This is a genomic window from Capnocytophaga sp. G2 (assembly GCF_035282625.1).
Classification (GTDB): domain Bacteria; phylum Bacteroidota; class Bacteroidia; order Flavobacteriales; family Flavobacteriaceae; genus Capnocytophaga.
Map to the genome: position 1 here is coordinate 78,642 of NZ_JAYKBU010000003.1, position 13,124 is coordinate 91,765.

14 protein-coding genes and 1 tRNA gene are annotated in these 13,124 nt (G+C 33.5%); 4 read left to right on the plus strand and 11 right to left on the minus strand.

Annotated features, from left to right (window positions below):
• Positions 1-5 precede the first annotated feature (5 nt).
• The 5 genes from VJJ03_RS02825 to VJJ03_RS02845 form a co-directional block, all read right to left on the minus strand.
• The gene (locus VJJ03_RS02825) at positions 6-722 is read right to left on the minus strand and encodes a MotA/TolQ/ExbB proton channel family protein (protein WP_009745882.1); all 717 of its coding nucleotides are present in this window, start codon (positions 720-722) and stop codon (positions 6-8) included.
• A 38-nt stretch (positions 723-760) separates the two neighbouring features.
• Positions 761-848 (minus strand) — tRNA-Ser (locus VJJ03_RS02830).
• Between the two features lie 69 nt (positions 849-917).
• Positions 918-1,949 (minus strand): asparaginase, encoded by a 1,032-nt coding sequence (locus VJJ03_RS02835; RefSeq protein ID WP_009745883.1) that lies wholly within the window; start codon positions 1,947-1,949, stop codon positions 918-920.
• Entirely contained in the window at positions 1,946-3,073 is a 1,128-nt protein-coding gene (locus VJJ03_RS02840; protein WP_009745884.1) for a 1-acyl-sn-glycerol-3-phosphate acyltransferase, read from the minus strand. The genes VJJ03_RS02835 and VJJ03_RS02840 overlap by 4 nt, the downstream gene beginning before the upstream one ends.
• 58 nt (positions 3,074-3,131) lie before the next feature.
• A complete protein-coding gene (locus tag VJJ03_RS02845; protein ID WP_009745885.1) occupies positions 3,132-3,902 on the minus strand; it encodes a TatD family hydrolase in 771 nt (256 codons plus the stop codon).
• A 169-nt stretch (positions 3,903-4,071) separates the two neighbouring features.
• Between VJJ03_RS02845 and fbp the strand changes: the two genes are divergently transcribed.
• Positions 4,072-5,088, plus strand: coding sequence for a class 1 fructose-bisphosphatase (fbp, locus tag VJJ03_RS02850; RefSeq protein ID WP_009745886.1), 1,017 nt, complete (start codon positions 4,072-4,074; stop codon positions 5,086-5,088).
• 58 nt (positions 5,089-5,146) lie between these two features.
• Here the strand turns inward: fbp and rsmI are convergent, their stop codons facing one another.
• The gene (rsmI, locus tag VJJ03_RS02855; protein WP_323973710.1) at positions 5,147-5,818 is read right to left on the minus strand and encodes a 16S rRNA (cytidine(1402)-2'-O)-methyltransferase; all 672 of its coding nucleotides are present in this window, start codon (positions 5,816-5,818) and stop codon (positions 5,147-5,149) included.
• Positions 5,818-6,411: a hypothetical protein gene (locus VJJ03_RS02860; RefSeq protein ID WP_009745888.1), complete on the minus strand. Its 594-nt coding sequence runs from the start codon at positions 6,409-6,411 to the stop codon at positions 5,818-5,820. Before VJJ03_RS02860 ends, rsmI begins: the two co-directional genes overlap by 1 nt.
• A gap of 64 nt (positions 6,412-6,475) precedes the next feature.
• Here VJJ03_RS02860 and VJJ03_RS02865 point away from each other — a divergent pair, with 64 nt between their 5' ends.
• The gene (locus tag VJJ03_RS02865; RefSeq protein WP_009745889.1) at positions 6,476-7,072 is read left to right on the plus strand and encodes a thymidine kinase; all 597 of its coding nucleotides are present in this window, start codon (positions 6,476-6,478) and stop codon (positions 7,070-7,072) included.
• Here the strand turns inward: VJJ03_RS02865 and VJJ03_RS02870 are convergent.
• Positions 7,059-7,463, minus strand: coding sequence for an acyl-CoA thioesterase (locus tag VJJ03_RS02870; protein WP_009745890.1), 405 nt, complete (start codon positions 7,461-7,463; stop codon positions 7,059-7,061). The two genes, VJJ03_RS02865 and VJJ03_RS02870, sit on opposite strands and share 14 nt — an antisense overlap.
• 159 nt (positions 7,464-7,622) lie before the next feature.
• Here VJJ03_RS02870 and dnaA point away from each other — a divergent pair, with 159 nt between their 5' ends.
• Positions 7,623-9,050 carry a chromosomal replication initiator protein DnaA gene (gene dnaA, locus VJJ03_RS02875; protein ID WP_009745891.1) on the plus strand — a complete coding sequence of 476 codons (1,428 nt, stop codon included), beginning with the start codon at positions 7,623-7,625 and terminating at the stop codon, positions 9,048-9,050.
• Positions 9,050-9,514, plus strand: a complete 465-nt coding sequence (locus VJJ03_RS02880; RefSeq protein WP_323973833.1) for a low molecular weight protein-tyrosine-phosphatase — start codon at positions 9,050-9,052, stop codon at positions 9,512-9,514. Before dnaA ends, VJJ03_RS02880 begins: the two co-directional genes overlap by 1 nt.
• 391 nt (positions 9,515-9,905) lie before the next feature.
• On the opposite strand, the gene VJJ03_RS02885 is transcribed toward VJJ03_RS02880, so the two are convergent.
• The 3 genes from VJJ03_RS02885 to gap form a co-directional block, all read right to left on the minus strand.
• Positions 9,906-10,955 (minus strand): FAD-dependent oxidoreductase, encoded by a 1,050-nt coding sequence (locus tag VJJ03_RS02885; protein ID WP_323973713.1) that lies wholly within the window; start codon positions 10,953-10,955, stop codon positions 9,906-9,908.
• Positions 10,956-10,976: 21 nt separating this feature from the next.
• A complete protein-coding gene (locus tag VJJ03_RS02890) occupies positions 10,977-11,837 on the minus strand; it encodes an N-acetylglucosamine kinase (protein WP_323973715.1) in 861 nt (286 codons plus the stop codon).
• Positions 11,838-11,940: 103 nt separating this feature from the next.
• Positions 11,941-12,942, minus strand: coding sequence for a type I glyceraldehyde-3-phosphate dehydrogenase (gene gap, locus VJJ03_RS02895; RefSeq protein WP_009745895.1), 1,002 nt, complete (start codon positions 12,940-12,942; stop codon positions 11,941-11,943).
• Between the last annotated feature and the right edge of the window lie 182 nt (positions 12,943-13,124).

Here is a 13,124-nt window from a genome sequence, read left to right on the forward strand (position 1 = left end):
AATAATTACTTTTTGTAGTCCACTAATAAGTCCACAAGAGAGATAGAAGCATCCTCCATATTATTTACTATACTATCTACTTTGGCTACAATATAATTATAGAAAACTTGCAATATCATCGCCACAATAAGTCCAAATACAGTAGTAAGTAGTGCTACTTGAATATCTCCAGCAATCAAGGAAGCATCTAACCCACCTGCTAAACTAATTTTTTCAAAGGCTTGAATCATCCCGATTACAGTTCCCATGAATCCTAACATTGGGGCAATTGAAATAAATAAAGATATCCATGAGACATTTTTTTCTAGGAGTCCCATTTGTACTCCTCCATAAGATACTACTGATTTTTCTACAATATCAATACCCTCATCTACGCGATCAAGTCCTTGATAGAAGATAGAGGCTACAGGACCAGGAGTGTTTCTGCAAACTTCTTTAGCGGCTTCTATTCCTCCATTTTTAAGGGCATCTTCCACATTCTCTAGTAATTTCTTAGTATTTGTGGTAGCCATTGTAAGGTAAATAATACGTTCAATGGCAACAGCAAGCCCAATGATAAGACACAAAAGAATAGGAGCCATATAGGCCGGACCTCCTTTTATAAAATATTCCTTGAAACTTTGATGAATGCTCGTCTCTTTTTCTGCTTCCTGTGCAAAAACAGTGGCAAAGTTTATGAAAAATAATGCGGCTAACACCAATTTTGAGTACCTTTTTTTCATTTTTTTCAATTTTAATCAGTAACAATTTATATTTGAAGCAGAGAGGAAGGGATTCGAACCCTCGATACGCTTTTGGCGTATACACACTTTCCAGGCGTGCTCCTTCGACCACTCGGACACCTCTCTATAAGTATCTTTTAACAAGACGTAAAATTATAACAAAAAAATAACCCTACAAATTGTTTTTAGAAAACTTTATGATATTTCTCCCTGAATTTCTTTTTCATATTTGATTTTCAGTTCTTTGTGCCTTATTTCTTTACCTAATAAGTACATTAACTTAGTAATAGCAGCCTCACTGGTAAGGTCTTTTCCATTAATAACACCTATATTCTCAAAATGAGAACCTGCTTCATAAGTGTTAGGAAGTACAAAACCACGTATACATTGTGTAATGTTGACTACAGCAACCCCTCTCTTTATGGCTTTTTCAATAGTTTTAAGAAACCACTCAGAAGTAGGTGCATTCCCTGATCCAAAAGTTTCCATAACTACCCCTTTGAGTGAAGGGATGTTTAGAATACCTTCTAAGATAGGTTCCGTGATATTGGGAAATATTTTTAAAAAAGTAACATTTGGATTAAAGTCTGTGAAAAGATTTAATTTTGTACTTTTATTTTCTTTATGCTTTAGATATTCATTATACACTTTTAAATGTACACCACTCTCAGCAAGAATATGATAGTTTGGAGAATCAAAAGCTTGGAAGTTCTCAGCATCTATTTTAGTGGTGCGGTTACCACGATATAGTTTGTATTCAAAATATAAACAAACTTCTTGGATGACGGATTGGTTGTTCTCTTTTAAACTTGCTAAGCGGATGGAGGTAATTAGATTCTCTCTTGCATCAGTACGCAAATCTCCAATAGGGAGTTGTGATCCAGTAAAGATTACTGGCTTATCTAAGTTCTCAAGCATAAAACTTAACGCAGAGGCAGAATATCCCATAGTATCACTACCATGAAGAACTACAAAACCATCAAACTTATTATAATTCTCTTCAATACTCTGAGCAATCCTTTTCCAATGCGCAATGTTCATATCAGATGAATCAATAGGAGGATCGAATGAAACATGCTCGATGTCACTATCTAATTGAAAGAGTTCAGGGAGTCGTTCTTTGATTTTTTCAAAATGAAAAGGACGAAGAACCCCTGTTTCATAATCTTTCACCATTCCGATGGTACCTCCTGTATAAATGAGGAGAATTTTTGTTTTATTAGTCATAATTTTAATTTGTTAATGACGGGGTTGGCATACATTTCTAAAAATTTTTTTCGTGAAATATTTCCTTCAGAATTACTTCTATTTTCTATTCGTCTCTCAAATTGTCTTAGTTCTTTTTCTGTATATTTATCAGAGAATCTATCAGATTCTGTGAGTATATCATAAGCAATATAATTGGTAGGAAATAGTTTGTATTGAGAATGAATTCTTTCATCTAATAATTCTACGAGTGCTTGTATTTGCCGATTGCTATGTTCTTCTTCTTGAGCTATTATGTCCAATTCCTCATATAAAGGCTTTCCAACTGAAATGTGAACACATCCTTTTTGCCCTACAAAGCCTTGCACTATATTATTATAGTCTTCATTTTCTTGTTTTACATATTCCACTCCATGATGTTGGGCTAATAAAGCAGGTATTTTTAGTATATCAGTAGGGTCAAGTTCATAGGAGATCGCCATAGGAACAATATGTAATTGTTTGAAATAATTCATAAGAGAAGTGCTCTTTGGACAATTCATGGATAACATTTTAATAACTCCTTGTTGGGTTCGGTCATCTCCATCTTTAGTGCGTCCCTCTCGCTGTGCAATCCACACAGAACGATTTTTTTCAATAAGACAACGAGCAATGAATTTAGAGACAATTTGCGATTTTTGTAAAGTTTCTCTCGGTGGAAGTCCTCTGTGAATAATAAAATTACGGTTTAATTTAGCAAAAGCAAGTAAGAAAGGGGTGTTTACTAAATTACTTCCCATAGCTGAGGCAGTCATCTTAAAACCTTTCTCATATAATAATACATTGAGAAAAGAAGTATCCAATATAATATCTCGGTGGTTGGAAATAAATAAATATGCTTGAGAAGGGTTTAATAATTCAAATCCATCATCTGAAAATTGTGTTACACTTTTGTTAATAGCATTCTTAATAATGGGATACATTATTTTTGACTGGAAATCTCTTATTTTTCTACATGAAAGTAATATTTGCATTTGTTCTTCCTCACTAAGATTAGGAAAACCAAATTGCAATAATTGGTGTATGGTAGGGTTGTCCTTAATGTAAGCTAATATTTCAGAAACCTCACTGTCGTGAAAAGGACGTATTTGAGAAAAATCTGTCAAAATATTTAGATTAAATTACTCGGCAAAGTTACGTAAAATTTATCAATTAAAGAAGAATTTATAGATTAAAAATTTTCTTTGCATTGATAGTTGTTTGTTTAATAATTTCATTTTCAGAGAGATTATATACTTCTGCAAGTTTCTTAATAATATGAATGAGATAGGCACTTTCATTGCGTCTTCCACGGAAGGGTACAGGGGCTAAGTAAGGAGCATCTGTTTCTAATACAATGTTGTCCAGAGGAATTTCATGTAAAAAAGTATCTATTTTTCCATTTTTAAAAGTAACAACTCCTCCGATACCAAGTTTTAATCCAAGAGAAATAATTTTTTGAGCTTGCTCTTTGTTTCCAGTAAAACAATGGAAAATACCAAAGAGCTTTTCATCATTTACCTTTTCAAGTATTTTAAGAACTTCTTCAAAAGCTTCTCTGCAATGAATTACTATGGGAAGGTTATATTTCTTGGCTAAGATTATTTGCTTACGAAAAACTTCTTTCTGTTCTTCTAAAAAAGTTTTATCCCAGTAAAGATCCATCCCAATCTCTCCAATGGCGTAAAAATCTTTAGGATGAGATTGCATTAAGGCTGTAACATGTGCTAGTTCTTCTTCCCAATTAGCTTTTACACTGCAAGGGTGCAATCCATTCATGAGAAACATTTGATTAGGGAACTCCTTATACAAACGAAACATTCTCTGAGTATACTGAGAATCAATGGCAGGTAAGAAGAATTGTTTAATTCCTTGCTCCATAGCTCTGAGGACTACTTCCTGGTAATCTGTATCAAAATCTTCTACATATAGGTGTGTATGTGTATCAATAATCATAAATAATATTTTTATCTTCTTGATTGTTATCGTTGAAGGATTTTAATAGAATACAAAAGTAATGTTTTTAAGTAAAATTAAATGTTAAAATTATTATAATACAATTGAAATAATGAGTTATTTGAAAAAAAAATTGTAAATTCGCACTGCAATATAAAGAGATATTAAGATGAAAGAAGAAAAAACCTTACCTACTTTAGGGGAATTTATTATTGAGAAACAGCGTGATTTTAAGTATTCCACAGGTGAATTATCACGACTTATTAGTTGCATCCAAATTGCTTCAAAAATGGTTAATCGTGCCATTAATAAAGCAGGTATTGCTAATATATTAGGAGCAGTAGGAAACCAAAATATACAGGGCGAAGAACAGCAGAAATTGGATGTTATTGCCAATGAAACCTTTATCAAGTCCCTCTCCCAGCGAGAGGTAGTTTGTGGAATAGCCTCTGAAGAAAATGATAATTTTATTGAAATAAAGAGTGGAGAGAACTCAGAATTAAGTAAATACGTAGTCCTTATTGACCCATTAGATGGTTCTTCCAATATTGATGTAAATGTTTCGGTGGGCACCATTTTCTCTATTTATCGTAGAATTACTCCAGAAAATACACCTGTTCAACTGGAGGATTTTCTTCAGAAAGGGATAAATCAGGTAGCTGCAGGATATATAGTGTATGGTTCGTCCACTATGCTTGTTTATACGACAGGTAAAGGTGTGAATGGGTTTACCTTAGATCCTTCGTTGGGTAGTTATTATCTTTCCCATCCTAATATGAAATATCCTGAGAAAGGAAAAATATATTCTATTAATGAGGGAAATTATATAAAATTTCCTCAGGGAGTTAAGAATTATATAAAATATTGTCAAGAGGAAAAGGAAGATCGTCCTTATACCTCTCGTTATATAGGCTCTTTAGTATCTGATTTTCACAGAAATATGATAAAGGGAGGGATCTATATGTATCCATCTACTTCTCAATCACCTAAAGGGAAATTGCGTTTGCTTTATGAATGTAATCCTATGGCATTTCTTACAGAGCAAGCAGGAGGAAAGGCTTCAGATGGGTTCAATCGTATATTAGAAATAGAACCTTCTCAATTGCATCAGCGTGTTCCTTTCTTTTGTGGCAGTCGTTCAATGGTGGATACTATAGAAGCCTTTATGAGGGAAGCTCAAGAATAAAAATTTTTTGGATAACTTTGTACTTTTAAGGGTGATTTTCAGTAGAAATCGCCCTTATTTATTCTTTTCCAGCAAGAATAAGGACAAATTCTCCCTTGGGAGTATTTTTCTGAAAATGTTCTAACAACTCTGAAAGTTCTCCTCTGAGAGTTTCTTCATGAATTTTTGTGAGCTCCCTACTAATACTTGCTTTTCTATGAACACCAAAATAAGTTATGAATTCAGTAAGTGTTTTTAGTAATTTATGTGGAGAAACATAGAATATCATAGTTCTATTTTCTTCTATTAAGTTTTGCAAACGTGTTTGTCTTCCTTTTTTATCAGGAAGAAATCCTTCAAATACAAAACGATCATTAGGAAGACCGCTGTTTACTAAGGCAGGGATAAAAGCTGTTGCTCCCGGAAGGGTCTCTACAGGGATATCTTCTGCTATACAGGCACGAACTAATAAAAATCCTGGATCTGCAATAGCGGGGGTTCCTGCATCACTAATAAGAGCCATTTGCTTTCCTTCCTTAAGTTGTCTGATAAGGCTATCTAAAGTCTGATGTTCGTTGAACTTATGATGGGAGAGCATTGGAATATTTATTTGATAATGCTGTAGAAATTTTCCACTAGTACGTGTGTCCTCTGCTAAGATAATATCTACTTTTTTGAGCACTTGTAAAGCTCTTAAGGTAATGTCCTGCAGATTACCAATAGGAGTAGGAATTAAATATAGTTTTCCCATTATCCAAAACGTTTAGAAATAATATAAAAAAATCTATCCTCATATTCTTCTTTCCCTTGCCAATTATTATAGGAAGGTTTCACTTTGTGAAGGATAAAATCCCAACATTCATCGGGAGTATGCAGATTATTAATCATAGCAATAGTCTTGTTATATTCATCAATACTTCCATTAAAAAGATGTGTTACAAAAGCAATACGGTCATTTAATCCTATTTGTAATTGCTTGCTGAAGATACTATCATTGAGAGTTCGTCCCGTATCTTTTTGTATAGAAGAAGTATTTTTCTGTTCAAAAATGATATCTTTTTCAGGAGCTTGGGAACGAATTTCATCCCAACCACTACCAGAAGTAGAAATAATAGGTTCAGGAGCTTTTTCTATAGTGGTTTCCGAAGTGTTTGAATGGTTAGTGTTTGTTGAATTCTTTTCTAAGACTTCTGGAAGGTTTTTTTCCAAGAAATGAAATATCAAAGCACGTTCATATAATTTGTGTAATTCTTTGAGTAATAAATCAGAATTATCCAAAAGAGCAGGACTTGTAAGTATCTTTTGTGCAATTTGCACAATTTCTAGTTGTATTTCTTCTTTCATAAAAATATTTTTCTGTTGTATGTGTGATAATTATTGTATCTTTGTTCTCTATTAAAAAAGTATTATGTTTCTTGAAAATACTAAGATTTCCAATACATTTGGTTGGATAGAGGTGATATGTGGTTCTATGTTTTCTGGGAAAACAGAGGAACTCATCCGTAGGCTCCGTAGAGCCGAGTTTGCCAAGCAAAAGATAGCCATCTTCAAGCCTGAAATAGATACACGCTTTCGTAAGGAATGCATTGTTTCTCATAATACTACCCAAATAAAGGCTATACCTGTACAATCGGCGACAAATATACGAATTTTAGCTCAAAACTGTGAGGTTATAGGCATAGATGAGGCACAATTTTTTAGTTCGGATATTGTGGAGGTATGTAATGATCTGGCAAACAGTGGTGTTCGTGTAATTGTAGCTGGTTTAGATATGGATTTCTTAGGACGTCCATTTGGTCCAATGCCTGCTCTTATGGCTATTGCGGAATATGTTACTAAGGTACATGCAATCTGTACACGCACAGGTAATTTGGCTCATTATAGTTTTAGAAAAGCATCGGAACAGTCCCAATTCCTTCTTGGAGAAAAGGAAGAATATGAACCTTTGAGCCGAGCAGCCTATTATCAGGCAATGGTTGAAAAGAATAATTCTAATGAAAATTAATCTTTTCTAGAATAAAATTAGGACATTTGATAGGTCTGAAGGTTATTTTATCTACAAAAACGAGTGTAGTACTTGCTTGTATAAGTAATTCTTTACTTTCATTGAAAATTTGATAGTTAAAAATTATTTTTGAGGTTGGTTTTTCTCTTAAGGAGAGGACAATGGAGAGCAACTGATCATAAAGAGCGGGTTTTTTGTAATCAATTTGGAGGGAAATGACAGGAAGCATAATTCCTTTTTCTTCTAATTCTTTGTAAGATATTCCCAAATTGCGGAGCCATTCTACACGAGCTACCTCCAAATATTGAGGATATACACCATAGTATATAATTCCCATTTGATCTGTTTCTCCATACCGAGTGCGAATTTGAAAAATGAAGTTGTTTTCCATAGATGTAAACATTTAATAGTCAATGAGATAATATTTGATTAAAAAAAGAGGTAAAAAAGTGTTGAAAAATTTTTTTTATTCAAAAAAAAGTTGCATTTTTGCCCTGTAATTCGGCACCTCTATTTTTAAAACGCAAATATATAAAATTTCTTACAACTAATGAATACTGATGTACAGAATATTTGGAAAAATTGCTTGTCCTTTATTAAGGATAATGTAACATCTGATGTCTTTGATGTCTGGTTCAAGCCAATAGAACCTGTGGAGTTAACCAAAGATAATACCTTAGTAATAATGGTACCTAGCATGTTCTTCATGGAATGGTTGGAGGATCATTATATTAATTTAATTTGGAGTGCTTTAACTAAAGAATTAGGAACACGTCCCAAGCTCATCTATAATATTAAGATGGAGAATAATCCTAATAAGGCTGAGCAAGCAACAGAACAGCTTCCAAGTGCTAACCGAAAAGCGACAAATATGGAGGCTTTAGGATATGGACAAAAACCTCAGGAATCATTTAATCCCTATATTGTACCAGGACTTGTAGAGGTTAAAGTGGACTCTCAACTGAATCCTAATAAGAATTTTGATAACTTTATTGAAGGAGAAAGCAATCGCTTAGCTCGTTCTGCAGGAATGGCAATTACTCAACGTCCTGGTGGTACTTCTTTTAATCCATTATTTATATTTGGAGGGGTAGGGCTTGGAAAAACACATTTAGCTCATGCTATAGGAAATGAAATACAGGAAAAGTTTCCCAAAAAGAAAATTTTATATATTGAAGCTGAGGATTTTACAAAACAATATGCAGTAGCTGCTAAAAATAATAATCGTACTGATTTTATTCATTTTTACCAACAAATAGATGTTCTTATTATAGATAATGTACAGTTCTTTGCTTCCAAGCAGGGAACTCAAGATGTTTTTTTCCAAATATTTAATCATTTACACCAGAATGGAAAGCAACTTATCTTAACGTCAGATAAGGCTCCTGTGGATATACAAGACGTAGAACAACGATTACTTTCTCGTTTTAAATGGGGATTGTCAGCAGAATTACAAGCTCCTGATTACCAGATGCGTAAAAATATCTTAAATTCTATTTTATATCGTGATGGAGTAGAAATGAGTGAGGAAATAGTAGATTATATTGCTCAAAATGTCAAGACAAATATTCGTGAATTAGAGGGAGTAAACACCTCTCTTATGGCAGAAGCCCTCTTCAATAAGAAAGAAATTACACTTGATTTAGCCAAAAAAGCTGTTGATAAGATTGTAAAGAACATTAAAAAAGAAATTACTGTAGAATATATTCAGGAAATTGTTTCAGAGTATTTCCAACTTACTATAGAGGAATTGCAATCTAAGACAAGAAAACGTCATGTAGTTCAAGCCAGACAGTTAGCTATGTTCTTTGCTAAGAAATATACTAAACTTTCTCTCGCTAATATAGGAAAGTATATAGGTAAAAGAGATCATGCTACGGTCTTACATGCTTGTAAGACTGTTGATAATCTCAATGAAACAGACAAACAATTCCGCAAATTCCTTACAGATCTAAATACTAAGATAAGTAACCGATGATTCCTTCTACACGTATCTTAATGGTATGTTTAGGTAATATATGTCGCTCACCTCTAGCAGAAGGAGTATTGCGTTCTATGCTTGATAAGGATTTTTTTGAAGTAGATTCTGCTGAAACGGCAGGATATCATATAGGTCAAGCTCCCGATAATCGCTCTATCTTAGTAGCGAAAAAATATGGAATAGATATATCTTCATTAAAAGGTAGGATTTTTACTCCAGAGGATTTTGATAAGTTTGACTATATTTTTGTAATGGATAAAAGTAATTATAAAGATATTCTCAGTTTAGCTAAGTCAGAAAAGCAAAGAGAAAAAGTTTCTTTTCTTTTAGATACTTTGGATTACCCAATGGAAATGAAAGAATTGCCAGATCCTTATTATGGAAGTGAAAAAGACTTTATTTTTACTTATTTGGAAATTAAAAAGGCTTGTAAGGAGATAGCAAGGAAGTTACAATTATAGGATATTTCTTGATAAAAAGTGTAAAAGTGTCCCAAAATATTTGGTTTTTGGGACATTTTAATTTTTGAAATGAAGAAAAGATTATTAAGAGAAAACTCTTGTTTCTGGATTTTTAAGGTACTATATCAAATATTATTATGTATTCTTTGGAACTAAAGACCTTGTAGAGTATAATAAGTTAGTAATTATATAGAAGAGAGCACTCAGATAGTGAATATTACTATTATTGTACAATTAAGTAATGCGTTTTTTCCATATAGGAATTGCTTTGTAGCAGTTGTCAAATATTATATATTATTTTGAAGATAAAGATTTAGAAAAGATAAATTATAAAAATCCATCTTTTATCTCATTTATAAAAAGTGAAAAATGAATTTTTTTTACTTGCTATTTATACAAAATACCGATAATAACGTTCTATATTCATTTCCTTGTCTAAAGGTATAGATTTTTCTATAAAATCATAAAGTGCTGTAGCTGTATAAGGAGCTAGAAAAGCACCATGAGTACCTAATCCATTAAGGATAAATAAGTTCTTATATTTTGGATGGACTCCTACTAAGGGGCGACGATCTTTTACGGTGGGTCGGATACCTGCCATTTGTCCTGTAATACGATATGGACAGGATATAAGGTGCTCTAGTTTTTCAATAAGAATTTTTCTACCTTGTAGAGTAGGAGAGGGATCTTTGTCATCATTATCATAAGTAGTACCTACTTTGAAAGCATTTCCACCTAAAGGAGCAATGAAGCCATCAGACTTGATAACTCCACTTAGTTGGAGAGCATCAGATTCAAAACTAAGTAATTCTCCCTTACTTCCTACCATAGGTAATGCTTTAAAAAGAGGATTGCGCACCATATCATATCCTTCACAAAAAACAATTCGCTTGGCATCAATACCTTTATAATGTACGTATTCTTCTTTGATTTCTAAAGCATTATAATTAAACTTTTCTTCAAAGAAGATTCCCTCTTTCTGTAGTTTCTCTTGATAAGTAGGAATAAGGATTCGGGTATTGACCAATCCTGTATGAAGTACCTCTCCTAACCCAAAGGGAGTTGTTACATAAGGAGAAACCTTGTTAAGTATTTTTGTAGAAAGATACTCTGATAGAATAGGCTTATCAGAGGCAACAAACCAATTGTTCTTTTCTTCTACCGAAGCGAATTTTCTGAACACACGTACTTTATAGATAAAGGAAGTATGTAGTTTCTTCTCTATTTCGCTAAAAAAGGGGAGAAGTAATTGCATTTGTTCTTGTATTCTCCATACAGGAGTAAATCGCTTAAGGATAACAGGATTGAACATAGCTCCTGCAACAGTAGTTACAGGAGCAGGATTATCATTGAAAATAACAAAGGATTTTTGGTTCTTCTCTAATAGATGAGCAAGACTACTTCCTGCAAAGCCAAATCCTACAATAATATAATCTTTCATTCTTGATTTTGTTAAAGAGAATTATTTCCTATTTCCATGATGAAGATGGTATTCCACTAAACCGTCAATAGGTTTACGAAGGATTTTTCCTACTTTTAATCCATTAGCAGCGAATACCTCCCTTACCATATCTTGCAAGTAAAAAGCAATACTTCCAACAAAATTAATAGGTACTTCATTGCGTACTTCATATTGTACTACCCAGTGATTTATAAAAAGTTGTAACCCTTCTTTGATAATACGGTTACAATAGTTATCCTCCTTATTTTCTACCAAGAAACGACCAAAGGTAGCCAAGTAACTATTAGGATTAGGGAGCTTATATAAGTGAGATTTGATAACATCAGAGTTAAGTTCATATTGATGTTCAAACTTGCTTCTTAGGGATTCTGGCATAATTTTAAAGTAATAATCTACAATAAGCCTTTTCCCAAAGAAATTACCACTACACTCATCCATAAGGGAATATCCCAAGGAATCTACTGCTTGATAGAGTTCTTTACCATCCCAATAGGAGCAGTTAGAACCTGTTCCTAAAATTCCAACAATAGCTTTTTCTCCATCTGCTGTGGTGGCATGTACAGCTGCATAAGTATCTTCTTTTACTACTATAGTAGCATTAGAGAAAAATCGTTGCAGAATAGCATGGAGAAAAGTACGGAGACGCTCAGTTCCACAACCAGCCCCATAGAAATATACATGACGGGCACGTTTGCGATTTTCATTGAGTTGCTCATTAGTAGTAAGTCGTTCCATTACTATTTCTTCAGTAAGTACTTCAGGGTTAAGACCAAGAGTTTGCGTGCCAAACTCTTTCATCCCCTTTTCATTCAGTGCTGTCCAATCAGCTTTGGTAGCACCACTATCTACTATAAGAATCATAATTTTAAGGTATTAAGTTAAGAAAAGATATTTTTTAAAAAAGACGTATGCTTTTATCAAAAAAATCACACGTCTTTTTCATGAACTAGTGAGGCATACTTAATTAAAGAGATGCTACATGTTGAGCTAAATCTACTAACTTATTAGAATAGCCAGCTTCATTATCATACCAAGAAACTACTTTAAAGAAGTGGTCATTAAGTTCAATACCTGCTTTAGCATCATAGATGGAGGTATTAGTACATCCTACAAAGTCCTGTGATACAACAGATTCTTCAGTATAGGCTAAAATGTTCTTAAGTTCTCCTTCAGAAGCTTTTTTCATAGCCTCGTTAATTTCCTTAAGAGAAGTAGTTTTTTTAGTTTTTACAGTTAAATCCACTACAGAAACGTCGGCAGTAGGTACACGGAAGGACATACCTGTAAGGCGACCATTCAATTCAGGGATTACTTTACCTACTGCTTTAGCAGCTCCTGTGGAAGAAGGAATAATGTTGATTAGGGCAGAACGTCCACCTCTCCAATCCTTTTTAGAAGGTCCATCTACGGTAAGTTGGGTAGCAGTAGTGGCATGTACAGTGGTCATAAGAGCTTCATCTATACCAAAGTTATCATTGATAACTTTAGCAATAGGAGCCAAACAGTTAGTAGTACATGAAGCGTTGGATACGATAGTATCAGTAGGTTTTACACTTTTGTGGTTTACTCCCATTACGAACATAGGAGCATCAGCAGAAGGAGCAGAGATAACTACTTTCTTAGCACCTGCGTTAAGGTGTGCTTTTGCTTTTTCCAAAGTAGTAAAAAGCCCTGTACATTCGAGTACTACATCGGCTCCTACTTCATTCCATTTAAGGTTATTAGGATCCTTCTCAGCTGTAATACGAATAGTTTTTCCATCTACTACGAGGTGTCCATTTTCAGCCTTTACATCCAAAGGGAAAGTGCCATGAACAGAGTCATATTTTAGTAAATAGGCGATGTACTCTACGTCTTGTAGGTCATTGATTCCTACTACTTCTATATTGGCACGTTTTGAGATAGCTCTAAAAGCTAAACGTCCAATACGTCCGAATCCGTTGATTCCAATTTTTAATACTGACATAAAATTTTGGTTTTTAAATTATTTACGAATATTTGATTTATTTGTGTTCTCTCGGGGTTAATTTCTTTGATAACATATATATACCTACTACTAATAAAACAAGCCCTGCAATAAGTACATACTGTTCCTGGAAATACCGATATTCTTTGTTAGATTGTAAGTATAACAATAATACTCCCAAG